Raw genomic sequence first — 420 nt, 5'->3', positions numbered from 1 at the left:
GTGCTCTCCCAGCTGAGCTAATCCTCCAAAAGTGGTGACCCGTACGGGATTCGAACCCGTGTTACCGCCGTGAAAGGGCGGTGTCTTAACCACTTGACCAACGGGCCAAAAGTTCCTAATGGCGGAGAGCAAGGGATTCGAACCCTTGATACGCTTGTGACGTATACACGATTTCCAATCGTGCTCCTTCGGCCATCTCGGACAGCTCTCCATAAATGGCTCCGCAGGTAGGACTCGAACCTACGACCGATCGGTTAACAGCCGATAGCTCTACCACTGAGCTACTGCGGAATAATATAGCCTGGCAATGTCCTACTCTCACAGGGACAAGGTCCCAACTACCATCGGCGCTAGAGAGCTTAACTTCCGTGTTCGGTATGGGAACGGGTGTGACCTCTCTGCCATCATTACCAGACAATA

3 tRNA genes and 1 rRNA gene are annotated in these 420 nt (G+C 52.9%); all 4 read right to left on the bottom strand.

Features of this window, described 5'->3' with window-relative positions:
* Window positions 1-32: 32 nt before the first annotated feature.
* The 4 genes from MR063_RS21575 to rrf all read right to left on the bottom strand — a co-directional run bounded on the left by MR063_RS21575 (window position 33) and on the right by rrf (window position 415).
* Window positions 33-107, bottom strand: a tRNA-Glu gene (locus MR063_RS21575).
* A 12-nt stretch (window positions 108-119) separates the two neighbouring features.
* Window positions 120-211, bottom strand: a tRNA-Ser gene (locus tag MR063_RS21570).
* A gap of 5 nt (window positions 212-216) precedes the next feature.
* Window positions 217-291, bottom strand: a tRNA-Asn gene (locus tag MR063_RS21565).
* Between the two features lie 8 nt (window positions 292-299).
* Window positions 300-415: ribosomal RNA gene (gene rrf / locus MR063_RS21560) — 5S ribosomal RNA — on the bottom strand.
* Window positions 416-420 lie beyond the last annotated feature (5 nt).

It is taken from the genome of Bacillus cereus group sp. BfR-BA-01492 (genome assembly GCF_022662815.1).
Lineage (GTDB): Bacteria > Bacillota > Bacilli > Bacillales > Bacillaceae_G > Bacillus_A > Bacillus_A cereus_BD.
Note: the sequence above shows the minus strand (reverse complement) of the source record. Positions and strands in the feature narration are given on the sequence as shown.